This window comes from Aerosakkonema sp. BLCC-F183 (assembly GCF_041929145.1).
In the GTDB taxonomy this organism is placed as follows: domain Bacteria; phylum Cyanobacteriota; class Cyanobacteriia; order Cyanobacteriales; family Aerosakkonemataceae; genus Aerosakkonema.
The window spans coordinates 99,374-123,386 of the sequence record NZ_JBHFNU010000127.1 but is presented as its reverse complement, the minus strand read 5'-3'; the positions used below and the strand labels follow the sequence as shown (position 1 = coordinate 123,386).

General features: G+C 45.6%; 20 protein-coding genes. 3 read left to right on the top strand and 17 right to left on the bottom strand.

Going from position 1 to position 24,013, the window contains the following annotated elements; genetic code table 11:
* The first annotated feature begins 124 nt into the window (after positions 1 to 124).
* The gene (locus ACE1CD_RS37645) at positions 125 to 247 is read left to right on the top strand and encodes a hypothetical protein (RefSeq protein ID WP_374827996.1); all 123 of its coding nucleotides are present in this window, start codon (positions 125 to 127) and stop codon (positions 245 to 247) included.
* Positions 248 to 297: 50 nt separating this feature from the next.
* Here the strand turns inward: ACE1CD_RS37645 and ACE1CD_RS37640 are convergent, their stop codons facing one another.
* The 6 genes from ACE1CD_RS37640 to ACE1CD_RS37615 form a co-directional block, all read right to left on the bottom strand.
* Complete coding sequence (locus tag ACE1CD_RS37640; protein ID WP_374798166.1) at positions 298 to 609, bottom strand: DUF4351 domain-containing protein; 312 nt, start codon at positions 607 to 609, stop codon at positions 298 to 300.
* Between the two features lies 1 nt (position 610).
* Positions 611 to 1,471, bottom strand: a complete 861-nt coding sequence (locus ACE1CD_RS37635; protein ID WP_374827995.1) for an Rpn family recombination-promoting nuclease/putative transposase — start codon at positions 1,469 to 1,471, stop codon at positions 611 to 613.
* A 289-nt stretch (positions 1,472 to 1,760) separates the two neighbouring features.
* On the bottom strand, positions 1,761 to 3,002 hold the full coding sequence (gene argJ / locus ACE1CD_RS37630) for a bifunctional ornithine acetyltransferase/N-acetylglutamate synthase (RefSeq protein WP_374798170.1): 1,242 nt from the start codon (positions 3,000 to 3,002) through the stop codon (positions 1,761 to 1,763).
* Between the two features lie 313 nt (positions 3,003 to 3,315).
* Positions 3,316 to 4,800: an Asp-tRNA(Asn)/Glu-tRNA(Gln) amidotransferase subunit GatB gene (gatB, locus tag ACE1CD_RS37625; protein ID WP_374827994.1), complete on the bottom strand. Its 1,485-nt coding sequence runs from the start codon at positions 4,798 to 4,800 to the stop codon at positions 3,316 to 3,318.
* Between the two features lie 42 nt (positions 4,801 to 4,842).
* Positions 4,843 to 5,091, bottom strand: coding sequence for a zf-TFIIB domain-containing protein (locus ACE1CD_RS37620; RefSeq protein ID WP_374798174.1), 249 nt, complete (start codon positions 5,089 to 5,091; stop codon positions 4,843 to 4,845).
* Positions 5,088 to 5,429, bottom strand: a complete 342-nt coding sequence (locus ACE1CD_RS37615; RefSeq protein WP_374798176.1) for a VanZ family protein — start codon at positions 5,427 to 5,429, stop codon at positions 5,088 to 5,090. The genes ACE1CD_RS37620 and ACE1CD_RS37615 overlap by 4 nt, the downstream gene beginning before the upstream one ends.
* Before the next feature lie 258 nt (positions 5,430 to 5,687).
* Here ACE1CD_RS37615 and ACE1CD_RS37610 point away from each other — a divergent pair, with 258 nt between their 5' ends.
* Positions 5,688 to 5,867 carry a hypothetical protein gene (locus ACE1CD_RS37610; RefSeq protein WP_374798178.1) on the top strand — a complete coding sequence of 60 codons (180 nt, stop codon included), beginning with the start codon at positions 5,688 to 5,690 and terminating at the stop codon, positions 5,865 to 5,867.
* A 129-nt stretch (positions 5,868 to 5,996) separates the two neighbouring features.
* Here ACE1CD_RS37610 and ACE1CD_RS37605 read toward each other — a convergent pair whose 3' ends face one another.
* Positions 5,997 to 7,829, bottom strand: a complete 1,833-nt coding sequence (locus tag ACE1CD_RS37605) for an adenylate/guanylate cyclase domain-containing protein (RefSeq protein ID WP_374827993.1) — start codon at positions 7,827 to 7,829, stop codon at positions 5,997 to 5,999.
* A gap of 263 nt (positions 7,830 to 8,092) precedes the next feature.
* Here ACE1CD_RS37605 and ACE1CD_RS37600 point away from each other — a divergent pair, with 263 nt between their 5' ends.
* Positions 8,093 to 8,746, top strand: coding sequence for a PEP-CTERM sorting domain-containing protein (locus ACE1CD_RS37600; RefSeq protein WP_374798182.1), 654 nt, complete (start codon positions 8,093 to 8,095; stop codon positions 8,744 to 8,746).
* Positions 8,747 to 8,907: 161 nt separating this feature from the next.
* Here ACE1CD_RS37600 and alaS read toward each other — a convergent pair whose 3' ends face one another.
* The 10 genes from alaS to ACE1CD_RS37550 form a co-directional block, all read right to left on the bottom strand.
* Complete coding sequence (gene alaS, locus ACE1CD_RS37595) at positions 8,908 to 11,592, bottom strand: alanine--tRNA ligase (RefSeq protein WP_374827992.1); 2,685 nt, start codon at positions 11,590 to 11,592, stop codon at positions 8,908 to 8,910.
* An 861-nt stretch (positions 11,593 to 12,453) separates the two neighbouring features.
* Entirely contained in the window at positions 12,454 to 12,780 is a 327-nt protein-coding gene (locus ACE1CD_RS37590) for an STAS domain-containing protein (protein ID WP_374798186.1), read from the bottom strand.
* 579 nt (positions 12,781 to 13,359) lie between these two features.
* Positions 13,360 to 13,989, bottom strand: a complete 630-nt coding sequence (locus ACE1CD_RS37585; RefSeq protein ID WP_374798234.1) for an NYN domain-containing protein — start codon at positions 13,987 to 13,989, stop codon at positions 13,360 to 13,362.
* A 1,054-nt stretch (positions 13,990 to 15,043) separates the two neighbouring features.
* Positions 15,044 to 16,432 carry a cobyrinate a,c-diamide synthase gene (locus tag ACE1CD_RS37580; protein ID WP_374827991.1) on the bottom strand — a complete coding sequence of 463 codons (1,389 nt, stop codon included), beginning with the start codon at positions 16,430 to 16,432 and terminating at the stop codon, positions 15,044 to 15,046.
* A gap of 80 nt (positions 16,433 to 16,512) precedes the next feature.
* On the bottom strand, positions 16,513 to 17,889 hold the full coding sequence (opcA, locus tag ACE1CD_RS37575; RefSeq protein ID WP_374798190.1) for a glucose-6-phosphate dehydrogenase assembly protein OpcA: 1,377 nt from the start codon (positions 17,887 to 17,889) through the stop codon (positions 16,513 to 16,515).
* Positions 17,890 to 18,068: 179 nt separating this feature from the next.
* Positions 18,069 to 19,598: a glucose-6-phosphate dehydrogenase gene (gene zwf / locus ACE1CD_RS37570; RefSeq protein ID WP_374798192.1), complete on the bottom strand. Its 1,530-nt coding sequence runs from the start codon at positions 19,596 to 19,598 to the stop codon at positions 18,069 to 18,071.
* Positions 19,599 to 20,438 (bottom strand): hypothetical protein, encoded by an 840-nt coding sequence (locus ACE1CD_RS37565; RefSeq protein WP_374798194.1) that lies wholly within the window; start codon positions 20,436 to 20,438, stop codon positions 19,599 to 19,601.
* Between the two features lie 134 nt (positions 20,439 to 20,572).
* Positions 20,573 to 21,718 carry a transaldolase gene (gene tal / locus ACE1CD_RS37560; RefSeq protein WP_374798196.1) on the bottom strand — a complete coding sequence of 382 codons (1,146 nt, stop codon included), beginning with the start codon at positions 21,716 to 21,718 and terminating at the stop codon, positions 20,573 to 20,575.
* 153 nt (positions 21,719 to 21,871) lie between these two features.
* Positions 21,872 to 22,939, bottom strand: coding sequence for a class 1 fructose-bisphosphatase (gene fbp, locus ACE1CD_RS37555; protein WP_374798198.1), 1,068 nt, complete (start codon positions 22,937 to 22,939; stop codon positions 21,872 to 21,874).
* 505 nt (positions 22,940 to 23,444) lie between these two features.
* Positions 23,445 to 23,663 (bottom strand): hypothetical protein, encoded by a 219-nt coding sequence (locus ACE1CD_RS37550; RefSeq protein ID WP_374798200.1) that lies wholly within the window; start codon positions 23,661 to 23,663, stop codon positions 23,445 to 23,447.
* Positions 23,664 to 24,013: the final 350 nt, after the last annotated feature.

The window sequence follows — 24,013 nt, the reverse complement described above, 5'->3', positions numbered from 1 at the left end:
GGAATCTCTAGATTTATTTAGTGAACAAACTGCTAAATTAATGTCTTTAAGTCCTCATAAATTACCTTATTATCAACGAGGTCATCGCGCCAAAATGCTTATCCAGTCTACCTTTGAGCTATAGTTGTCGCCCCGTCAGGGAAAAGAAGCACAAAAATTCTTAAAACAAAAAGCAAAAGAACTTGGAGGAATAGAAATTTCTGAAAGAGGTGCTATTATTTATGATTTTGAATCTGCTAAAACATAGTGTGAGTTGTCAAAAGTTACTGTAAAACTGTTAGTAAATATAAACATTTGTTAAACAGGATCTTTGCTAGCCAAATTATCCAACCAAGCTGTCAAATCTGCTGGTGCAGAAAAATCTAACAACGCCTCACCCAAAGCTTCTAACTGAGAAAGGGATAAAGCGCGAATTCGCTCTTCTGTGGTGAGTCCGATCGCTCCTATACGCCGCCGAAGTTGACGCCTAGTTTGTGTGAAAGCCTGATATTTTTGTCCGTGTTGCCAACCTTGTTCCAAACCTTGTTGCAATCCTAGTTGCAAGCCTTGTTCCCAACCTTCTTGCACGCCTTTTTGCATTATTTCTTGGTACAACAAAGAGTCTTCCATCTTATCCTCTTTCAATACTTTCCAAATTATCCAACCAAGCGGTTAAATCTGCTGGTGCAGAAAAATCCAACAACGCTTCACCCAAATCTTCTAACTGCGAAAGTGATAAAGCACGAATTCGCTCTTCTATCGCGGGTGATATCTCTCCTATACGCCGTCGAAGTTGGCGCATAGTCAGGGATACTGCTTCCTGTTTTTGTCCTTGCTGCAAACCTTTTTGCACACCTTTTTGGATGATTTCTTGGTAGAACAAAGATTCTTGCATATTTTCCTCTCGAAATAGCTGATTGATTACATTTGGCTTATGCAGCAATCCCGCCAATATACTCGTACAAACTGATACTTCTCTTCTCTGGACGGGTTCTTCAATTATATCCACTTGTGCGGCGACTTGCCCTAATAAGGCTCTGGGTGAGTCTGTGCGAGTCAAAGGTGCTAGCGGTAGCAGACCTGGGTCTGTCAAAAAAGGGGTGGGGTCTTGTTCCCATAAGCGGATGACTCGATATCGATGTTGGGTGTTGTCTTGTGCAAATCTGTCTTGAAAAACCAGCGGTGAGTTGCTCTGTTTTAAAAATATTACCACTTGTTCTATTCTACACCTATACTCTCCGTATAGGCGCACCCAATAGTTAAGCATTCGCTCTGGAATGGGTGGGTCTGAATACGGTAATTTTTCAAATTCCAGGTGTAGTATTGTGTTGCCAACACGCAATAATATGAGGGAATCTGCTCTGATTGGTTCCGCTGGCAATTCGGTTTTGAGTATTTGTACTTCTTGGGGTTCTGTATTTGGTAATAACCAACGTACAAAACTCGCTGGATTTTGAGATGCTATGTATTTACAAGTGTTGTCGTATGTCAATGTTGTTGTCAGTAGTGAGGATGTTAATCATTTTACGGCTCTTGCGGATTTATGGGGAAAATGTTCGGGATGTTACAGTTGAGTGGGATGGTGGGTTACGGCACGGGAACTAAATTATCGATCGAAAGTGCTGAAATTATCGCCCGTGCCTAACCCACCCTACGATTAGATAAGTTTCTATTATTACCACAAAAACGGGAGAGCCTTTCTGGTGCGATCGCCTTTTTTTGAATTAACAAATATCAGCAGTCAATTGCAACAAACAACTGACTGCTGACTGCTGACAAATTTAAGTTGTATACTCCGCGTTAATCTTCACGTAGTCATAACTTAAATCGCATCCCCACGCTTTGCCAAAACCCGAACCGTTACCGATGCTCACGGAAATTAAAACAGTATCTTCTTTCAAATAAGCACCAGCGGCTGCTGCTTTCAAATATGCACTGGCAGCAGCGCGATCGAACGGCAAAGGTTGCCCATTTTCCATTAACAAAAAATTCCCCAACCGGATTTGCAAATCTCCTTGATCGAATTGCACGCCAGCACGTCCGGCGGCGGCGGCAATTCTTCCCCAGTTAGGATCGCGACCGAAAATAGCGGATTTAGCTAAAGATGAACCGGCAATAGTGCGAGCGACTTGACGCGCCGCTTTATCATCAGTTGCGCCAGAAACTACTACTTCCATCAAACAAGTAGCGCCTTCGCCATCGCGTGCGATCGCTTTTGCTAAATGCTGACAAACCGCTGTTAGCATCGCCTCCAATTTTTCTGCATCTGCCCCCATTTCTGTAATTGCGGGAGTGCGAGATTGACCGTTTGCCAAAGCGATTAAAGTATCGTTAGTACTGGTATCGCCATCAACCGTAATTTGATTGAAACTTTTATCTGCCGCACGACTCAACATTTGCTGCCATAAAGAAGGAGAAACCGCTGCATCGCAGGTAACAAATGACAGCATTGTTGCCATATTGGGATGAATCATACCGGAACCTTTGGCAATTCCGCCGATTCGCACCGGACGATCGTGCATTGTGGTTTCCAAGGCGATCGATTTTGTCACTAAATCTGTGGTGATAATCGCTTGTGCAGCTGCATCGCCCCCAGTTTCCGATAGTGCGGCGGCGAGTTGGGGAATACCAGCTTTGAGGGCATCCATTTTAATGCGTTGACCGATGACACCGGTAGATGCTACCAATACATAGTCCGAGGCAATGTTCAGCACTTGCGCTAATTGCTGGGCACTTTCGATCGCATCGATCCAACCCTGCGAACCTGTGGCGGCGTTAGCTTGTCCGGCGTTGCAGAGTATAGCGCGGGCGCTGGGTTTATATTGCAGGCGCTGGCGGCAGTAATCCACAGGCGCGGCGCGAACAACGGAGGTGGTGAACACTCCAGCCGCAATTGCCTCCACATCCGACACAATTAAAGCTAAATCCGGCAGCCCCGAAGGTTTCAATCCCGCTTTAATCCCCGCCGCACGATACCCTCTGGGTGCTGTGACGTTACCGTCGATTTCCTGCCAATCCGTCATAATTTTTCCCTCCAGCCTTTTACTTGCTTGCGAGGGGATTATATCAAAGGGAGAGAAGAAAGGGGTTAGGGGTTAGGGCTAGGGCGTCGGGAAGAGGGAATAGGGGAAATTTTGACTTTTGACTTTTGACTTTTGACTTTTGACTTTCCCTAGTCCCTAATTCCCAAAAAAAAAGGGGAGTCGCTTGGATGGACGACTCTCCCGATCATCAGGGTGCATCTACATACACCATTATAATTGGTTGGGGGTGAGGGGTGTCACCCCCCATCTTTGTTTTTTTTGTAAAGCTACGCTACTTTTTATCAAGTTGCGATTAAGCTTTCAACTTTTGGGCCAGCAGTTGATTGGTCAGCACAGGGTCGGCGCGACCGGAGGTTTTCTTCATCACTTGTCCGACAAAGAAGCCGAGTAGCTTGGTTTTACCGTTGCGGTACTGTTCCAGCTCTTTGGGATTTGCGGCTAAGATTTCGGCGATGATGGTTTCCAGGGCGCTGGAGTCGGAAATTTGGGTTAATCCCTTGCTTTCGACCAGTTGTTTCGCCGAACCGCCTTTTGTCAGCAATTCGGGTAAAATTTCTTTGGCAATCTTGCCGCTGATCGTTCCGGCTTCGATCAGGGAAATCAGTTCGCCGAGAGTGTCGGGTTTGAGGGCGATTTGGGAGATGGTGAGTTTTTCGTTGTTCAGGTAGGCGGTGATATCGCCCATCACCCAGTTGGCGGCTTGCTTGGAATTAGCACCAGCAGCGACAGTTGTTTCAAAATATTCGGCGACTGTACGATCGTCTGTCAGTACCCGCGCATCGTAAGCGGAAAGTCCCAGTTCGCTTTCGTAGCGGTCGCGTTTCTGCGCTGGGAGTTCTGGCAGTTCCGATTTCCACTTGTCCAACTGTGCGGCGGAAACTTCGATGGGTGCTAAATCCGGTTCGGGGAAGTAGCGGTAGTCGCTGGAACCTTCCTTACTTCTCATACTGATGGTGCGTTGGCTACCTTCTTCCCACAGCCGAGTTTCTTGGAAGATCCGCTCTCCAGCTTCCAGTGCGGCGATTTGGCGATCGATTTCGTATTCGATCGCTCTTTGAATCGCACTGAAGGAGTTCATATTCTTAATTTCAACTTTAGTGCCAAATTTTGTTTCTCCCACCGGACGCACGGAGATATTCACGTCGCAACGCAGGGAACCTTCCTGCATATTACCGTCGCTAACTCCCAGATAACGCAGGATGCGACGCAGTTCTTGAGCGTATTCGGCTGCTTCTTGTCCAGAACGGATATCCGGTTCGGAGACAATTTCTACTAACGGTACACCTGTACGGTTGAAGTCTACCAGAGAGTAGGTGGAACCGGAAAGTCGATCGCTACCTGCGTGAACCAATTTTCCTGCATCTTCCTCCATATGCAGGCGGGTGATGCCGATTTTTTTGCGGGTAGCTTTACCGGCATCGTCTACTAATTCGATTTCCAGCCACCCGTGCTGGGCAATGGGTAGGTCATACTGAGAAATTTGGTAATTTTTGGGTAAATCGGGGTAAAAGTACTGCTTGCGATCGAATTTGCTATATGGTGCAATTTGACAGTTGAGGGCTAAGCCAGCTTTGACGGCGTACTCCAGTACCTTCTGATTCAGTACTGGCAACACCCCCGGCATACCCATACAAATCGGACAGACGTTTTCGTTTGGGGGAGTCCCAAATTCGGTCGAGCAATTACAGAAAATTTTGGTGTCGGTACTGAGCTGACAGTGGGTTTCCAAACCGATGACCGCTTCGTACTGAGTTTTAACTGGTGCAGCAGTTGTCATAAAGTAACTAAATTTAGCCCTTTGCTACAATCGGCTTCTATTTTAACTTTCTATTGACTGGCTCCGATCGCTTAAGTAAGACAAGTTAGTTCCCACCTGGCTGACCGAAAATAATGGGATTTCCAATTTCAAATTTTTGGTTAATCCCTCACTTCTTGTGAGCGCTCTGGCAGTTTGTGAAAGTTCAAAGCGATCGAACCAAATACCGCCACACCCACCTTCACACACATCCACCGTTATAGCTTCAGTTACTATTTCAGTTAAGTTGTTTTCACAAGCAGGACATTTCATGTTTGCCCCTCCTTTGAGGATTGTTTAAATTTTACTCGTTCTGCTAGCCAATAAAAAACCGCAATGCCAACAAAATCAGCCGCTAAATCGGAGACACTGGCTGTTCGGTATGGCGATAGCGTCTGAAGTAACTCATCAATAAAGCAACATATTACTACCAGAAGTGGCGCTATGGGTATGAAAATATTGCCGCAATTAATTTTCCGCTTGTTTAAAGCTAAATGACCGAAAAAAGCCGCCAAACCTAGCAATATAAAATGCCCCATCGTATCGTAAAACGGTATAGTGGATGATTTGACTGGCAGAATTTTCAGGTAAGCAGAGATAGATATGCTCATTAAAATGGCGAAGTAAAACCAAAAAACAAAAATCCAGGCTTTTTTCGAGGAGTTTGGCCAAGAAAGCTTCATATTTGCTGAGTTTAAGTGTACTTGCTCTCACACTACAAACCCAGAGGAGAGGATTCCCGATAGCGAGAAAGTAACTTGGTTAATTTGGCTTGACCGTATTTATGAGAATAACAAAATCTTATTTAACTGTAGGGTGTGTTAGGCACGGACTAGAAATTGAGTATGGCAACCAAAAATTAAATTGCCGTGCCTAACGCACCATGCCCCAAATTGGTAACAAAAATTGATATTTCACCTCATCAACCCGAAAGAACCGCATCAATTCCCTCAAAAAATCCCTCTCTTATCTGCGTTTATCTGCGTTTATCTGCCTTCATCTGCGGTAAAAATTTAACCCTCGATCGCAACAGACAATTTTTCCCATAACTCATGTAATACCGATGCAGCAGGACACGATATCACATTGTACTTACTAGCATCAGACAGCATATAATACTTTGCAATAAAAGTCAAGGAAACAAATCTAAAATCTGCAATTAAAAACTTGCAATTATTTTACTCTATTTCGACATTTTTCTTGCCGATGAGCAGATAAGTGGTCATTTCCCCTTTACCTTTTACTTGAATTGGGCCGCGTCTCTCAAACTCAAACTTGTCATTTAAACACTTGTAAGTCGCTTCTGTCACTTGAATACAGCCTGTTATACCGTGAGATTCCATGCGGCTAGCAGTGTTAACAGTATCACCCCACAAATCGTAAATAAACTTTTTGATGCCAATTACTCCGGCGACGACTGGCCCAGTGTTGATCCCGATTCGCATACTGAAATCTACATTGTTGAGTGCATTGAATTGCTTAATTTCTAACTGCATATCAAGAGCCATTTTGGCTATTGCTTCGGCGTGGTCTTGGCGAGGTATAGGAAGACCTCCCACTACCATATAAGCGTCCCCAATTGTTTTAATTTTTTCTAACCCATGTTTTTCAACCAGTCGATCGAATGCCGAGAATATTTGGTTAAGTAATGTCACAAGTTCTACCGGTGATGTGCGAGCTGCTAGCTTAGTAAAACCAACGATATCGGCAAATAGCACTGTTACTTCTGGGAAGTTATCGGCAATAGTCGATTCTTCTTGTTTCAAGCGATCGGCAATTGGTTGAGGCAAAATGTTCAGTAACAAATGCTCGGATTTTTTTTGTTCTGCTTTTAGTTGTTTTAAAGATGATTCTAACGCGGCCAACATCCAATTTATTGTAGTTGCTAGGGTGGATAATTCATCTTTACCTTTACTGGATACGCGCATGGAAAGATCGCCTGTAGCGCCAATAGTTTTGACGTTATCGCTGAGACGAGCTAATCGCAACAAAACCATTTTTTCTAACAGCAGTAAATTGGCGACGCCAAAGACAAAGCCTACTCCCAATAGGGAGAATAGCAGAAAAATTAAGCTTGTTTTTCCTTGATTGTAAAGAAACCTATGTAATTTTACTTCTAAAAGTAAAACGGGTTCCCCGTAAATATTTTTAAGTAATGTGTATCCAGCAATTGAATTTTCATTTAAAGGTCGCACGGTAACGTTATGGCTGGCAATTGGTGAATTGTTATCTTTTTCTGTTACTTCCTGAGTGTTGGCTTTAATTTCTTTGTCTTTACTTGTTAATTCGGAATGCACTTCCTGTAAGTTGGGGGGTAGCTGAGCATCGTTCAAAGGATAAACCCTCAACGATAATTGGGTGAGGGCGGCTAAACGCTTAATTTCTTCAGCGTCTAGGTAGCGCCCCATGACGACGGTGCCGCGAATTGGGCCTGTGTATTTGTTGGTAACGATCGGATGAGACGCAATTAGGAGGGTGCCTTCTGGTAATTGAAGAATTCCGGTATGGTTACTTTTTGGGTTAGTATGTTGCAGCAAAAGCGTCTCTGACTTCAAATGTTCTTCTAGCGCTTTTGGTACGGGAATAGTTTTCTTACCCTTGAAATCAAAGGCTTTGCTGAATATTTTTTGACCGGAAGAATCGATTAGTACAGTAACGTTGAGCCTAAAATCCGAGAAAGTTTGATTGCCGAGATTTACTTTGATATAACGAGGATTTTTATTCTCCATAAAAGAGTATGTTTCGTCCCACACGCCCCACTGACGAACTGCAATGTCTACGTCACCAATATCTTCGGATAAGCCATCCAAAGCTCGGTTCACGCCTTGAGTGGTATAGTCTTTCTCTAATTCCTGGATATGCTTCATCAGGAGGAAGGATGCAGTGGCATACAAAACTCCAACTAGCCCCGCAAGGGTTAGGCTGATGATCAGCAGTGTTTTTTGACGCAGTTTCATGAGGTTGGCGATCGATAATCGGTGATGAGATCGGTAATGGCAAAAAATGTTCATTACCGTTGTTGTTCCCATCCATGTTGCACTGAGTTTAGCCAGACTGACAATAGCATCTCAGTTCCATTTGAGTTTCTCACGACCAGCCGCTTTCCGGGCCAGAGCATTGACATTGTAGCTTCATCAAATTTTTATAAGACAAGCTTCTACTATATTTTGTTTGTAAAGATGCGCGAGAAAACCTTGGCACTCCTAGATGCCGGGTGGCAGCATTAAACTATCTAACGGATGAGCTTAACTACCTCCAGGGATAGACGACATATATGAAGATAGCAACTAAAGCAGCCTTTGCGCTCCCTATTTCTCTCATCGTTACGTCGATAGCCACCCTACCTTCGCTGGCAGCAAGCTTAACCTACGCCACGAAAGTAGAGTTTTACAATAACAAAGGCACGTCGATGGATGCCTATAGAACAGATACTGATAATGCTTTAGGTGCGCCCCAAATTGACCAAAGTAATAATAGCAATAAAGATTTCCTCAGTTTGGGTATTAAAGGGGAAGCTATATTTAGCTTCGGAACGCTTTTTGCCGGTCAAGTTACTCTCTGGGAGACTACTTGGGGGAACTACACCCAACAATCACAATATGATGAGCAGGTGCAGGTTTTTGTCGGTAATGACTTAAACGGTAGCAATTGGTTGGATATTGGCACTATCAAGAATATTGCTGATAATGCTTTTAAGAATCCGCTCGGTGCGAGCCTCAATATCAACAACAATAATACTTATAAATATGTCAAACTGATTGACAAATCACCAGCCGGATCTGGCAGAGATGGTTTCGATGTTAATGCTATTGCTGTGATGGGCGTTGAAACTGCTTCTGTTCCCGAACCAGCTTCGGCATTAAGTTTACTAGCTTTGGGTGCTTTTGGTACTGGTTCGGTTCTGAAGCGCAAACAACAAAAATCCTAACTGAAGCAGAAAAGGTTGGCTCATACCTCTTTTGTAATTTTAGTCACAGAAAAAGCATGAAGGATTGCGGCGAAATTAATCAACTATTTATCGCCGCAACTCTTCAAAATTAGAAAATCAAAGGTTTTGGATAATTCTCGATCGAGAGTAACAAAAAAGAGTTAAGCCTGCAAACTTTCCCGCAATTGTGAGCGAGCGGTTTCTAAGGCTTCTTTTATTTTACTCGCATCGCGTCCGCCTGCTTGAGCTAGGTTGGGTCGTCCGCCACCGCCGCCTCCACAAATTTTCGCGATCGCACCAATAAATTTGCCAGCTTGTAACCCTTTCTTATTGACTTCTGGGCTAAAAACTGCTACAAAATTCACTTTTTGCGGTTCGGGAACTGACGCTAGCACTACAGCCGCATTGCCCAATTTTTGCTGCAATCTTTCGGCTGCTGTTTTGAGGGATTCGGCGTCAACTTCTCCCAACTGTGCAACGAGGATTTTGCCATCGCCGACTGTCTCTGCTTGAGATAGCAATTGGTCGGATTTAGCGATCGCAAGTTCTGCTTTGAGCGCTTCTAGTTGTTTCTGAGTTGACTTCAGTTCGTTTTGCAGGTTGTTGATGCGATCGGGCAATTCTTCCGGTTTCGCTTTGAGGTTACCGCTCAACTCTTTCACTACTTTATCGCGCACGTTCAAATAGTCAAGCACTGATGGCCCCGCCACCGCTTCAATGCGTCTTACTCCAGCAGCTACACCAGACTCGGAAATTATTTTGAATACGCCAATTTCAGCGGTGTTGCTGACGTGAGTTCCGCCGCAAAGTTCCATCGAAACACCAGGGAAATCCAACACGCGCACTTCGTCGCCGTATTTTTCCCCGAACATCGCGATCGCACCTTTTGCCTTTGCTTCTGCTAGCGGTAAAACTTCTACTTTGCCAGCGTGTGCTTCGGCAATCCAAGTATTAACTTGTTCCTCAATTTGTTGTAACTCTTCTGATGTTAAGGCACGGGGACTGTTGAAGTCAAATCGCAGTCTGTCGAACGCTACTAACGAACCGGCTTGCGATATGGAATCATCGACTATTTTTTTCAACGCCGCTTGCAATAAGTGAGTTGCGGTATGATTGGCTTGAACGCGACGACGACAAGAGCGATCGATTTGAGCGGTGACGGGATCGCCTACGCGCAAAGTCCCGCGATCGATTCGTCCGAAGTGAATAAAGAAATCGGATTCTTTCTTGACATCTTCAATTCTGACCACGATACCGTCGCCAGTGATATAACCGCGATCGCCTATTTGTCCGCCGGATTCTGCGTAGAATGGTGTTTTGTCGAGAACGATTTGTAAGTCTGTTCCCGCTTCGGCTTCTTCTACCGATTTGCCGTTGACGAGAATTACTTCGACAACGCTTTGGCTGAGAGGTTGAGTGTAACCTAAAAATTCGGTTGCTTGGATATGTTCTGCTAGCTTATCCAGCGAACCTTGTACGGTTAAGTCGATCGTTTCGTGGGCTTCTTTAGAACGGGTTTGCTGTTTTTCCATTGCTGCTTCGTAGCCAGCAGTATCAACAGTCAATCCTTGTTCGGCGGCAATTTCTTGAGTTAGTTCAAAGGGGAAGCCGTAGGTGTCGTAAAGGATAAAGGCGTCCCATCCGGAAATTTCTGTTTTGGGATGGGTATCTTGGCCGGAGGATGACAGGCGAGACGCCTGTCCCACAAGAGCTTTTTGGATAATTTCTGCAAGCAGTTTTTCGCCGCGATCGAGGGTTTTGAGGAATCGGTTTTCTTCCCGTTGCAGTTCGGCTTTGATTTGCCCTTCCCGCTGGCGCACGTTGGGATAAGCTCCTTCGGAAAGTGCGATCGCGCTTTCTGCTACTTTAGTCGTAAATTCGCCCTCAATTCCCATTAATCTGCCGTGACGCACCACGCGACGAATTAACCGTCGCAATACATAACCCCGTCCAACGTTTGATGCGCGAATTTCATCGGCTATCATGTGAACGACTGCGCGAACGTGGTCGCCAATTACTTTCAGGGAAATTTTGGTTTTCTCATCAGCTTGGCTGTAATCGATCCCGGCAATTTCAGCGGCTGTTTTGATAATTGGGAAAATCAGGTCTGTTTCGTAGTTGTTCGGCACTTTTTGGAGGATTTGTGCCATCCTCTCCAATCCCATACCTGTATCGATGTTTTTGCTTTGCAGGGGTGTCAGGTTGCCTTCGGCATCCCGATTGTACTGCATGAACACCAAGTTGTAGTATTCGATGAAGCGGCTGCCATCTTCTAAATCGATGTTGTCATCGCCGAGTTCGGGGTGAAAATCGTAGTACATTTCCGAACATGGCCCACAGGGGCCTGTTGGCCCAGATGCCCAAAAGTTATCGTCTTTACCCATACGTTTGATGCGATGGGGAGGAATGCCTATTTTGTCTCTCCAGATGGCAAATGCTTCGTCGTCTTCCTCAAAAACGCTGACGATGAGGCGTTCTGGGGGAAGTCCAAAGGTTTCGGTTGACAGTTCCCACGCCCAGGCGATCGCTTGTTCTTTAAAATAGTCTCCAAAGCTGAAGTTACCCAGCATCTCGAAGAAGGTGTGGTGTCTTACCGTGCGTCCCACGTTCTCGATATCGTTGGTGCGGATACACTTTTGCGATGTGGTAGCGCGGGGAACTTCTGCTGTTCTCTGTCCCAGGAATATCGGTTTGAATGGCAGCATCCCAGCGATAGTCAGCAGCACGGTGGGGTCTTCTGGCACTAGGGAAGCGCTGGGCAGGATTTTATGCCCCCGCTGGGCAAAAAAGTCAAGAAATGTTTGCCTAATTTCGTTACCGCTGAGGTACTGGGGAGAGGAAGCCATTGGTATATCTGAAAGTGTGTCGTCAATATTCTAATTTTTACATTTTGTTGAGGACGCGGGGGCATTTTTGCGCGGAGCTAACAGATCGGTCAGAATATTTTCGATCTCAAATGACTGATGCCTAACTAAAATTAAGTAGTGTAAAACATCGTAAATTTCCGTAAACAGGTATTCTCAGGCTATAGGAACCGTGTTAATTTGATATTGGATACCAAAAGAACACAAACCAAAGGGTCAAGACCCGGTGTCCCCCGTCCAAGACCCAGTTGCAGCAAACAAAAGGCATACGATTATTAGTGGCAAAACGCTCTTAGTAGAGCAATGCCAAACCAACAGTCTGGTAAGACAAAATAATGCGGTCAGCCATGATATCGAAGCTGCAATAACTGTCCACCTTAGTAACGAACTGTTCATTCTTCGTCCTAGTTTTTGACGATCGACACTTGAGAAATCCAAAAATTCCGTTCTAGTGTGCCTAGTCTCCTTGACTGGGCACACAGCGTTTTTGGTGGTTAGCGCGATCGCACACCGCTATTTACAGATATCACTAACTTTGTCTACGATTTACTGCTTTTTGCAAGCACTCAGGCTTAAGCTAATTGCTAATTGCGATCGTTATAGAGTAATTTCAGGCGTTAAATTTTAGATGTTTAATTTTTAACTCGTAATCTAAATTTACAATTTGAAATTAAGCGAGCCGATTCCTTAGTAAATAGATGTTTTTCAAGTTGTTGTCAAGTTAGAAAGTTGGCTAGTTATTCTTAACTTTGCAACTTTTCTGCTTGACAACTGATATTTGTTTATTTGGCAGCCAATGCTAAAGTAGATTAGTCTGCGGGTCGGCCCTAAATTAACGACAGACTATTTTTTTTGCAGCGTGGAGCTATAAAATTCATCCAAACTAGAAAAAGTTTCCAGAACTCGATCCAAACCAGTAAGTTCAAATAAAATCCTGACTTGATCGTTTAAAGAGCAAATGAAAACCTTACACCCAGCAGAGCGAATCAATTTGAAAACCTCGACTAGAGCCATTAACCCTGAGCCGGTAATAGATGTTAGATTCTTAAGATCGAGCAAAACAATACTGGCTCCTGCCTTAATAATATCCTCAATTTCTCGATAAAACTGAGTCGCTACATTGCTGTCGGAAACATCAGGATACTGGACAACCTTGACAACTTGATTCATATTCCAAGCCTCGATTAGTAGTTGAAATTGTTGCAATCTCGCTAGTTTGTAATTGGCGTTAGCCTGCCCAAGCACCTAACGCTTAGTAAATAGCCGATCGCATTGTCAAAACAGATGTTTGCCGTTACGCTGGGCTGAAGATAACAATAACCACTTGTGGTGGTATTTGATTTAAAATGTATCATTCTGTTTCGGCATATTCCTCTATCTGAAGATATGGCTCTGCCTACAAAAGTAGTACAAGCCTAATTTTAGTTGCAAAGCTAATCCTATAAGATAGCTTATCAAGCTATCTTGATATTTTTTTTGTATTAAAAGTAACAAATTTATTTTGGCTTCCACTTATACTTTAGATATAAATAAAGTAATTTTTTAGATCGAAATAATTTTTTCGGTTTTTGATCAAAAACCTGTATTTTTACGCTGTAAATAGATGGAGTCATTCGGCTTTGCATAAAGTGAATGACGCGCTTGTTAAGGTAAAGGTTTCTTATTCTTGAAAACCTCTACCCAATCGCTTACACAAATCTTTTTTCAACAACTTTTTGCGAAATCATCAATAGCTATTAAAATCAAAACCTACTCAAAATCATTTGACTTAGTTTCATCTTTGATTGCCTCTGTTAGTTTAGCACCAGATAAAGAGCGATGGTTGTACCCTCCTCCGGAAGACTTTTGGATATCTTCTTTGATGCTATCAAGATCGATGTAACGATCGGCAACATTCAGCAAGCTTTCGCTAGTCATAGAGCGCAACCCTACCACTTCCACCCTTGCTCCCCGGTAACTAACCGCATTCACCGCATAGGCTAAATCGCCATCACCGCTGACTAAAATAGCAGTATCGTAATAATCTGCTAAAGTAACCATATCTACAGCTATTTCTACATCTAGGTTACCTTTTCTAGAGCCGTCTGGGAGTTGAATTATATCTTTAGTTATCAGGCGATAGCCATGACGACGCATCCAATACAAAAAACCATGTTGCTTTTCGTTTGTGGGATCTACTCCTGTGTAAAAGAAACAGCGCAACAGGGGAGAACCATCGGTTAAGTAGCAAAGTAGTTTTAGATAGTCAATTTCCACACCTATTTCTAAAGCTGCATAGAATAGATTAGAACCATCAATAAACACAGCTATTCGACCGCGATTTGAACGATTAAAATCGGCAATCTCGGCGGCATTTACTGAATCATTTGGCGCAACAATATTTAAAGTTTCGGCCAATGACAAATCTAAATTGTCAGGATGAAAGCTTTTCCCAGGATCGGTATGCTGCATTTCTACTCCTGGTTTGTTTGAGATTAGTCCGCTACTATACCTGTTTTTTTCTTTGGATTGAGTTTCGATTGGCTCTATGTGCTTTACCAAAGGTTCGGCAAGCGGGGATGGCGCTGGGTGCGATAAGCGCGATCTCATCGGTTTTACTTTTGGTTGGTGGGTTTGCTTAAAGATATACATCTGTTTATCTCTCCTTGAATTTCTTCTTCATGCAATATTATCTTTGTGCTGCTGCCTGCTGTACGCATACTCGGTATTTAGCCTATCCTTTCCGCAAAAAAATTGTTAGGATATCGAGTGGAATTTTTTCGATAACCTTGGAGCAGGCCAAAAGCAGCTATGAAATACAGTTCCTGATTTTTATTCGCTTGATTTATGTTGCAACGGTGGCCATAATTAATCTTTTCGCTCATGTTATCGGTATGTTTTTAAATTGTTGTCCTTAATAAGCAAGGTAACTGCTTTAGTTTTACTAAATTTCTACCGCAAGAACAGGATTGTTTTCTACCAAAAGAACAGTTTTAATGTAAAGTAAATCTGTATATAATAATACACAATGGCTCTATGCTAAAAAATAAAGTTGAATCGGATCGTCAAAAAATCAAAAGGATAGCTATCTTTATTTTGTCTTTTCGCTCGCAAGCCCTACGCTACTCAGAAGTTGAGGCTTAGGGTTATTTTCGATCGCTTGCTTTGGGCATAGCAGTAGTTTGCGCCTAATGACAGAAATTGATAATTTTGGCCATCGCTACTATCAACACAAGACAAAGATATTGAAAATTATTCAGGAAGCTTGACAATGGAACTTCCTTCTGATAATATACTTTATCCCAAAAGCACAATAGCTTTGTGTTTGGCTGGACTCCCTCAGTAAGGCTTTAGAACGATCGCTTAGCTACGATCGACTTTTTACGCTCACCTACTTTGGGATTGGGCTGCCTAACGACATATAGCACCTGATTAGCTACACTACCTTTGTTGGCTAACAGTCGAAAAAGCCAGAACAATTCTGCAAAAACCGCTCTGGAATTTCTGGACTAGCACCAAAATGAAGATGTAGATACGAAGCATGAAGGCGGTGCTTGAGCCATCCTTCAGAGGTTGGTAAACTGGGGGAATGATATCCCCGTAGCTCAAACAAAGGATTTGTCGGTGCGACAGATAAACTAGAGCGGTGAAACTCATGACCCCAAACTCTCGCACCAGCCGGTAGCAGGGGAGTGTCTTGCAAAGCAGTTGCTTGCCGATAACCTAATGTTAGATGAGAACCCATCATAGCTACTGTCGGCAACACTCCTACCATAGGCCAAGATTTGCGATCGAAATCTATGATTTGCTCGCACAAATACATTAAACCGCCACACTCTGCATAAGTGGGCATTCCAGATACAATTGCTGCCCTCACTGCATTGCGTGCTGAGTAATTGGACGATAATTCTTCTGCGAATATTTCTGGAAAACCACCACCAAAATAAAGCCCTTGGACTCCCGCAGGTATGACCACATCAGTAAGCGGACTCCAAGGCACAAGTTCTGCACCTAATTCTGTAAGTAAGTCTAAATTATTCTGGTAATAAAAATTGAAGGCGCGATCGCGTGCAATGGCGATTTTAGATTTTGGATTTTGGATTTTGGATTTTGGATTGATAATTGGAAATTCTGGTTTGCACTTTAGTAAGGGTAATAGTCGTTCCCAATCGAAACAGGTGTCTCCCAGGTGAGCCAGTTTTTCGATCAAAGCATCTAATTGGGGAAGTTCTGCTGTTGGTACTAAACCGAGATGTCGGTCTGGAATCGTAATATTGTCCTGACGCCGCAATATTCCTAAGATCGGGATGTTTAAGGGTTCGAGAGCTTCTTTGAGCAGTTGCAAATGGCGATCGCTCCCCACCCGATTTAACACCACCCCAGCTAATTTTAGCTTGGGATCGAAAGAACGATAGCCATGTGCGATCGCCGCTACCGAGCCGGATAAACGACTGCAATCAATGACCAGCAGCACAGGTAAGTTGAGCAGATGCGCTATGTGAGCTGTACTGGCAAAAGGGGAGCGGGGGACTAGACCAATTTCTTCTCTGCTTTCTTGCTTCACACCATCAAATAGCCCCATGACTCCTTCCACCAAGGCGTATTCAACACCTTGGGTATGACGGGCAAAACATTGTTGTGCGTATGAAGCAGAAGTCAAAACCGGGTCTAAATTGCGACAAGGCAAACCTGTTACATAGTGATGAAACATGGGGTCGATGTAATCGGGGCCTACCTTGAAAGATTGGACTTTGAGATTTCGACGCAGCAAACAAGCCAATAGGGCAAGCGTGACCGTTGTCTTGCCCACCCCGCTGCGTTCTCCGGCAATAACTAAAGACATATGGGGAATTGTGAATTTGAGATTTGAGATTTCAAATTTAATTTAAATCTCAAATCTCAAATTTGAAATTTGAAATTTCCCTATTCCCTGTTGGCCAATTTGATAATTGCCGCCGTCACCGCCATGCTTTCCTCATAGAGGCGATCGCGACCCCAGCGTTGCAACTGCTGACCCAGCAGGTTTTCCGCCTTTTGGTCAAACAGAGAAGTTACTTGTTGAATGCGGCAGGACTGGGCACCGCCGCCAGCTTCCATCCGCATACAACCACCTGTTTCCGAACACAGAACGGTACAGCAGTCAGCGTTGATATTCGTAGAAGTTAAGCGCAAAGCAATCAGATCGCCCACTATATCACCCACATCTGCGGTAGGAATAGCTGCCAATTCCACTTGTACATCTCGGTCATCGGGACCTGTAAATCGGATGCGCTTAATATCGTAGTCGCCACCTTCCTGTTCGTAGGAGACGGGGTGCCATTGCAGCCGACTTGCCAACCAGCCTAAGTACATTAGCGCCTGAGTCGTATTGCCTTTTTCGTAGTCGATCGTCACCCGGTCAACTTCTTTGACATAGGCGCGACGTTCGGGGGGATCGAAAGCTTCTGCCGTCAACTCTTGCCATGCTCCCAGACGACGCCAGTTCAGGTCGGCGATCGGCAAGCCCGACTCCAACAAATTTTGCACTTTTAGCAAATCTGCTTCTGGGTCGTGACAGCGACTGGAGTCGATAATCACCGAATTGCAAGTTTCTGCCAGTCGCTTAAACAGGCTGTTTTCCGCATCCGGAGTTGCCTTCCACCAAAGGAATTTGGGCAATTCGCTAATCAGCAGTGCGGGAATCATCCCCCCAATACGTTCAATAGCGGCTTCCGCACCTCGAAGGGTGATGTATTCGCAGCAGATCAGACTGGTGCGGGTTTGTTTTTGGATCGGGCAGTAAGCAGATACTTGAGCGATCACGCCTTCATCTTCTCCTGCCGTTGGGCAAAGGGCGATGATGCGGCAGGGATTGGTGGCGGCGATCGCATCTGCCACCCCAGCACCGGAAGCATCCAGCGCATACTGGGGAAGCGTACCGCCATTGCCATCTGCGGTTACAGTCTGCCCCCGTTTTTTGGCAGCTTCTTCCCGCAGTTTGGCCAGCGTTTCCGGGTTGGACTTGCCACTCACCGGCAGTCCGAAGGCTTTCTGAGCTGCCTCCAACGCTGCCACAGTGCGCGGTCCATCAATGCCATCTACCGGCCCGGTGTAAAATCCCAAAGTAGCCAGCAGTTGTTGAGATTCCTCCGGTTCGTAAACTACCAAACTAAATGTTGCCGCCCTAGTCGCAGCAGGAAAAGCACCGTCTCCGCCAGCACTGTAACTTTGCCAGATTTGACTGAGTTCTGTCTCGATCTCGGAGATCGACACATCTTTGGGCGGTTGCAAGGAAACGATCGGAGCAGATGTAGTAGCCATAGTTTTATTTTGGATTTTGGATGAGAGGATTTTGGATTTTAGATTTTGGATGAGAGGATTTAGAACAATTTTAGATAAGCGGATTTTGGTTCCTCGCTCGACCCCCCAGAAGCGTGCCAAATTTTCTATTCCCACGAGTTAACCCCAATCCAAAATCCAAAATCTAAAATCTAAAATTGTCAGGGTCTGCGCCAGCGACGACCGTCGCGGTTAATCAGAAGTTCGGCTTCCTTTGGTTCCCAAGTGCCCGCTTCGTACTGGGGAATTTTGGCCGGATCGGTTGGCGATTCCCAGACTGTCAGAGCTGGGGTTACTACCCGCCAAGCTTCTTCGACTTCATCGGCGCGGGTAAACAAAGTTTGGTCGCCCAGCATACAGTCGAGTAAAAGGCGATCGTATGCTTCGCTGCTTGCCTGTCCGAAGGCAGCACCATAGCGAAAGTCCATCTCTACAGTACGAGAGCGGACTTCCATCCCCGGCATTTTCACTTCAAAGCGCAGGGCAATTCCCTCATTTGGCTGAATCCGCATACTCAACACGTTGGCGTTAACCTGTTGCGCTGCTGATTGAAATAACAAATACGGCACTTCTCGAAACTGAATGGCAATCTCTGTTACTTTTTTCGGTAGCCGCTTGCCGGTTCTCAGGTAGAATGGCACACCCTGCCACCGCCAGTTATCGATCATCAGCTTGAGGGCTACGTAAGTTGGTGTGGTGGTATTCGGATTCACCCCCGGTTCTTGTCGATATCCCGCCACAGGTTCGCCCTTCATCCAGCCGCTACCATACTGGGCTCGCACTGCGGAGAATTCCAGGTTACGCACATCTGCCAGGTGGGTGGCCTGAATTACTTTTACCTTTTCGCCGCGAACGCTGTCAGCATCGAGGGAGTTCGGGGGCTCCATCGCTGTGAGACAAAATAGTTGCATTAAGTGGTTCTGCACCATATCGCGCAGCGCCCCGGAGGTTTCGTAGTAGCCTGCTCGTTCTTCTACTCCCACGGTTTCGGCGACGGTAATTTGAACGTGATCGACAAATTGGCGATTCCACAAAGGTTCAAATATGGCGTTAGCGAAGCGAAACACGAGTAAGTTCTGAACGGTTTCTTTACCCAGGTAGTGGTCGATGCGGTAAACTTGTTCTTCTTTGCAGGTTTGACGGACTACCCGGTTGAGGCTGCGAGCGGAACTCAAGTCGCGCCCAAACGGTTTTTCGATTACCAGTCGCGTTTTGATGGGATCGTCGAGCATATGCGCTGATCCTAACTGGCGAATTGCTTCGGGAAAGAAGTTGGGCGAAACGGCTAAGTAGAAAACCCGATTTCCCATAGTTCCCCGCTGACCGTCCAGTTCGCCCAGAAATTGTTTTAGTTTTTGGTAACTTTCTGGTTTGTCCATATCGCCGGAACAGTAGAACAAACCTTGGGCAAAGTCTTGCCAAAGTTCTTCAGAACCGATGCCATCCGAGAATTCCTCTATTCCTTCCCGCATTTGTTCGCGAAAGTAATCGTGGCTCCAATCTCGACGGGCAAAACCGACGATCGTCAGTTCTGGTGGCAGTCTGCGATCGCGTTTGAGGTGATATAGTGCTGGCACCAGTTTGCGTTGGGTCAGGTCTCCCGATGCCCCGAAAATTACCATGATTTGCGGTTCGGGGGTTCTTTCTTGTTGCAGTCCAACGCGGAGGGGGTTTTCTAGGAGTGTTACCATTTATTTTTTTCCTTCTATAGCTTCGAGTCTTGCTAATACGGCTTCATATTTGGCGGTCATTTCTGCCAGTTGTTGAGTGAGGGAGTTGACTTGGGCGGTTAGGGTGTTAATTTGACCTTCATATTCAGCTTTCACCTCTTCTCGAATTTCAGCCCTGAGTTCTTCTCGGATTTTTTCTCGTTCGTAGGCAAGACGGCGTTCCCAGTCGAGATCTCGTTGTCTGAGTTCGGCTTTAAGCTGCCTGTTCTCTTCACGCAAGCGCTCTAATTCAGCCGCCACTTCGGCTGCACGGCGTTCCCGATCGAGATCCCTTTGCCTGAGTTGCTCCTTAAGCCGCTGATTCTCCAGGCGCAACTGCCCCAATTCTTCCGAAGTATTCTCAGAAGTTCGCCTTGTTGTTCGCGAAGACACTCGTCGGTCAACCAAGCGCTGAACAGCTGCACCAGTGGGAATGCCGTTGGGTGCTGACTCTACTGCTTCTTGCCAGATTTCTAGTTGTAACTGTGGGGGAAGTCCCGTTAGGGGACGAACTTGATTTTCCTTTGTAGGAAAAATGTCGCCAATTGGCGACAAATTTTCCCTAACATGAGCGGCTTGAATCAAGCGATAGGCTCTCTGCCTTGCTATACCCCACTTATCCCGACAATAACCATCAAAGGTTTTGTGGGTTTCCCGATATAGTTTCTTCTCCCGAATCTCGTCGAGAGCCTTACCCACTTCGTAAAATGTCTGAAGTCCTTGTTCAATGACTGCTTCTAGTTCGTCCAGCCTCGCTTTTTCACCAGCATCGAGTTGGGCGTTAGCATAGTCGCTTTCTAAGATATCGTTTGCAGTTGACATAGCGGTGTACCCCGATCGCAATTGCTCTCAAAAGTGAGAAGGGAGGAGAGGGGTTAGGGCGTCGGGAAAAAGGAAAATATTAATTCTTCCACTCCCCCACTCCCCCACTCCCCCACTCCCTCTCCCTTCTCTCCCTACACTGGCGCTAGTTGTTTCACCTTGTTTTCCAGCGAGTTCATCAAGGATTGGAACGGCTGCACGAATTTCTCAATTCCATCCAACAGCAGTTCATCCATTACCTTATTAATATCGATGTCGATGTCTGGGTCTTTGAGGCTTTCGATCAGTGTGTAAGCTTCTTCCACTTTGGTGTCAATGCGACTGGCGACGTTGCAGTGATCCGCACAAGCTTCAATTGTGTTGGGTGGCAGGGTGTTGACGGTATCGGGGCCAACCAGTTCGTCAACGTACATAACATCGCTGTAGTGGGGGTCTTTGGTGCTGGTGGAAGCCCACAGGAGACGCTGGACTGTGGCACCTTTTGCGGCTAGTGCTTGCCAGCGGTCTGTTTTAATAATCTCCTTGTATTTTTGGTAAGCGATTTTGGCATTTGCGATCGCTACTTTGCCTTTCACCGTTTTCAGTTTAGCTTCTTGGTCAACCGAAGTAACTCCCGCCTTTAACTTGTCGTCAATCCGCTTATCGATATTACTGTCGATCCGGCTGAGGAAGAAACTGGCTACCGAGGCGATGTTGCCGATTTCCTTACCTTCAGCTGCCCGCTTTTCCAATCCCCGGATATAAGCCCATGCCGTATTCACATAGCTTTCCACCGAGAAGAGCAAAGTAACGTTGACATTGATTCCTTCGGAGATAACTTGCTCGACCGCAGGCAACCCAGCTGCTGTACCGGGAATCTTGATCATCACGTTTTCGCGACCGATTTCTTGGTAGTAGCGGAGGGCTTCATTTATCGTAGCTTCGGTATCGTGAGCGATCGTCGGCGGTACTTCAATGCTGATATAACCGTCCAAACCGTTCGATTCCTCGTACACAGGGCGGAAAATATCGCAAGCATGGCGGATATCGTCAAAAACTAGCGATTCGTAAATCTTGTAAGTCGGTAATTGCTCGCGAATCCCCTTTTCGATATCGGCGTCGTAGATTTTGTTTCCATTAATCGCCTTTTCAAAAATGGCTGGATTGGAAGTTATCCCACGGATATCGCGAGTCTCGATCATTTTTTTGAGTTCGCCCGACTCGACCAAATCGCGGGTCAAGTTATCCATCCAGATACTTTGACCGTATTGCCGGATCTCCGATATATGATTCGTTGTCATTGTTTTCCTTTTTTACTCGTAACTACTTGTTTTGTCCGTCTTCGCGGCTTTAAATATTGCCGCGCTGTCCCGACGCCGTGTTTGGACATTTGTAACGTTGGCATTTAGGTATATGCAAGGTTGACGCTTGCCAACGTTTAAACTTTTCAATCTTTACGAACGAGCTATCATTTTTTCCTCGTTGGCTTCTTTTTTACGTTCGCTGATGAAAGATTCCACTAATGCCACATCTTCTTTACTGCCGATAATCAGGGGTGTCCTGGCATGGAGTTTGTCTGGCACCGCATCCAAAATATCCTGGTTTCCCGTGCTGGCACGACCGCCAGCTTGTTCGACTAAAAAGGCTAAGGGAGCTGCTTCGTAGAGCAGGCGTAATTTTCCTTGTGGTTGCTTGAGAGTTCCTGGGTACAAAAACACGCCACCCTGAAACAGAATGCGGTGGAAATCGCCCACGAGCGCCCCGCCGTAGCGAGCGGTGTAGCCTTCATGACGATGAACGTAGCGGATATAATCCCGAATCGATTCTTCCCACTGCCAAAAGTTACCTTCGTTGACGCTGTAAATAGGGCCGTGTTGGGGAATCTGGATGTTTTCGGAAGAGAGGATAAACTCACCTAAGCTGGGGTCGAGGGTGAAGGAGTGGACACCCAAGCCGATCGAATAAACCAACATGGTGCTGGGGCCATAGAGTATATAGCCGGCGGCGATTTGCTTGCGCCCACTTTGCAGCAAGTCGCGAGCGGAACCATCATCATCTATCCCTTCTTGCTGACGAATGCAGAAGATCGAGCCTACGTTGAGATTGCTATCTATATTAGATGAGCCGTCGATCGGATCGTAGAGCAGAGTATAGCGTCCAATTGGGCAGTTTTCTGGAATATAGTAGGGTTTTTCCATTTCCTCCGACGCAAGGCGACAGACAAGACCGCTTTGTTTGAAGACGGAGATAAAAACGTCATTGGCGTAAACGTCCATCTTTTTGACGGACTCTCCCTGCACGTTGACTTCCCCTGTGAATCCCAGCACGTTTGCCATTAATCCGGCTCTACTGAGATGCCGAGAAATCAGCTTTCCGGCGAGTGCAATGCGGTTCATCAGGGAGCTGAGGTCTTGTGCGTCTGCCGAAAAGCTCTGAAGTTGCTGTAAGACGTGACGGGATAAGGTGGTACAGTCCCTGTCTAGGGCGCGTTCCTGAGCTAAAGGCCGATTCTCGTCTGCCATTGTTTTTATCCTTTCAGGGATAGCGATGAATGTCTGGGAGGGCAGCTTAACAGGCACTGACCCGATCGTTTCAATGCCGGATAGTCCTCCATTTCTATCTTAAGAAGGCTTTTTGGCAGAGCCCTCTAACTTTAGACGAACTAAAGAAATCGGATTCTCTGGGCGCTTGGTGGCGACTCTCTCTTTTGCTGCACAAATATTAATCTCAGTTTCTCCCGCTCTCGAAACTACATTAGTAAAATTACATCTGTCTGCCTGGGAAACAAAGTATTCTCAAATACTTTATGTACTCACAGAATAGGGTCTATGCGTTTTGAGATTATGTTAACTAATGAAGAATATTTTGTTGATTAATGTAAAGAATTTATTTGGATTTGAAAAGTTTTTAGGTACAGTAGCAAACTTCAAACAAAGGGTCCGATCGCGATCGCGAGCAGACCCTGATGACTGTTATTTCGATTGAGGGGCTAGTTTTACTGTCGCGACGCGCCAGTCCCCAGTTGGGTCAATCGATCGAAATCGACTGCGGGCCACTGCTTTTGCCGTTGTTGTTTTCAGTGGTAGGGGAAGAGTCAGGGGTAACGCCTGCCTGTTGGTCTAGCCAGGTTTTGATGGGATCGTCAGCCAGATTGAGTCGAAATATACCAGAGAAAAATCCACCCAGAAAGGAGACTGGGTGCTGGGTCAGTTCTCGGAAAATGGGGGTGAGTTCGTCGAAGAACATAGTGAGTCTCCTTACGGTGTCGGTGTGAGCGATCGATTCCTCTGGGATTTTAGCGCGTCACCGCAGCTGAGGTGGAGTCAAACAGGTGCGATCGTCAAAGCTGTCGGATAGCACTCGTCAGGCAGATTAATTTTTTAAGGTCGGCTCGCCCGGATGAGTTAAGTAATTAAATCAGCGAAACTACAAATAGAAGTAAATTGACAATACTGACAAGCTAATCCCGGATGAGGACGGAAAATTCTATGGAAATTCTCTGGTTTAGATGCTAAGTTTCGTTTATCTTGTTGATGTCTTTTCGCTACTATTGCCAACATTTCCGCTGTTCTAGCTAATAGGGATGGTGTTTGATG

Excerpts from the sequence above, each read along its gene's own strand:
- ACE1CD_RS37640 (WP_374798166.1), bottom strand. The coding sequence starts at position 609 with ATGGAAGACTCTTTGTTGTACCAAGAAATAATGCAAAAAGGCGTGCAA.
- argJ (WP_374798170.1), bottom strand. The coding sequence starts at position 3,002 with ATGACGGATTGGCAGGAAATCGACGGTAACGTCACAGCACCCAGAGGG.
- gatB (WP_374827994.1), bottom strand. The coding sequence starts at position 4,800 with ATGACAACTGCTGCACCAGTTAAAACTCAGTACGAAGCGGTCATCGGT.
- ACE1CD_RS37620 (WP_374798174.1), bottom strand. The coding sequence starts at position 5,091 with ATGAAATGTCCTGCTTGTGAAAACAACTTAACTGAAATAGTAACTGAA.
- ACE1CD_RS37615 (WP_374798176.1), bottom strand. The coding sequence starts at position 5,429 with ATGAGCATATCTATCTCTGCTTACCTGAAAATTCTGCCAGTCAAATCA.
- ACE1CD_RS37605 (WP_374827993.1), bottom strand. The coding sequence starts at position 7,829 with ATGAACATTTTTTGCCATTACCGATCTCATCACCGATTATCGATCGCC.
- ACE1CD_RS37600 (WP_374798182.1), top strand. The coding sequence starts at position 8,093 with ATGAAGATAGCAACTAAAGCAGCCTTTGCGCTCCCTATTTCTCTCATC.
- alaS (WP_374827992.1), bottom strand. The coding sequence starts at position 11,592 with ATGGCTTCCTCTCCCCAGTACCTCAGCGGTAACGAAATTAGGCAAACA.
- ACE1CD_RS37590 (WP_374798186.1), bottom strand. The coding sequence starts at position 12,780 with ATGAATCAAGTTGTCAAGGTTGTCCAGTATCCTGATGTTTCCGACAGC.
- ACE1CD_RS37580 (WP_374827991.1), bottom strand. The coding sequence starts at position 16,432 with ATGTCTTTAGTTATTGCCGGAGAACGCAGCGGGGTGGGCAAGACAACG.
- opcA (WP_374798190.1), bottom strand. The coding sequence starts at position 17,889 with ATGGCTACTACATCTGCTCCGATCGTTTCCTTGCAACCGCCCAAAGAT.
- zwf (WP_374798192.1), bottom strand. The coding sequence starts at position 19,598 with ATGGTAACACTCCTAGAAAACCCCCTCCGCGTTGGACTGCAACAAGAA.
- ACE1CD_RS37565 (WP_374798194.1), bottom strand. The coding sequence starts at position 20,438 with ATGTCAACTGCAAACGATATCTTAGAAAGCGACTATGCTAACGCCCAA.
- tal (WP_374798196.1), bottom strand. The coding sequence starts at position 21,718 with ATGACAACGAATCATATATCGGAGATCCGGCAATACGGTCAAAGTATC.
- fbp (WP_374798198.1), bottom strand. The coding sequence starts at position 22,939 with ATGGCAGACGAGAATCGGCCTTTAGCTCAGGAACGCGCCCTAGACAGG.
- ACE1CD_RS37550 (WP_374798200.1), bottom strand. The coding sequence starts at position 23,663 with ATGTTCTTCGACGAACTCACCCCCATTTTCCGAGAACTGACCCAGCAC.